Source organism: Kitasatospora phosalacinea, from assembly GCF_000717185.1.
Classification (GTDB): Bacteria; Actinomycetota; Actinomycetes; order Streptomycetales; family Streptomycetaceae; genus Kitasatospora; species Kitasatospora phosalacinea_A.
The window spans coordinates 1-203 of record NZ_JNYE01000332.1 but is presented as its reverse complement, the minus strand read 5'-3'; the positions used below and the strand labels follow the sequence as shown (position 1 = coordinate 203).

The 203-nt window shown below is 76.4% G+C and carries 1 protein-coding gene; it reads right to left on the bottom strand.

The genetic code is table 11. The features are described 5' to 3' along the window. A partial coding sequence (locus OO57_RS38270; RefSeq protein WP_033257561.1) for an Arm DNA-binding domain-containing protein occupies nucleotides 1-203 on the bottom strand: 203 nt, incomplete at both ends.

The following is a 203-nucleotide window of genomic DNA, read 5'->3' as shown; positions in this document are numbered from 1 at the left end:
CGCGCAGCGTCCGGTCCTCGTACACGCCCCGGTACTCGGCATCCAGCACCCGCGCCATCTCCCGGGCCGCCTCCGCCCGGCTGGCGAACCCGCCCCGCCGCCGGGTCCGACGCTTGCCGTCCTCCCTCGCCAGGTCCACCGCGTACGTCCACCGCCCGTGCGCGGTATCGGCGGCCAGCCGCGGACACCACGAACCCAACTGC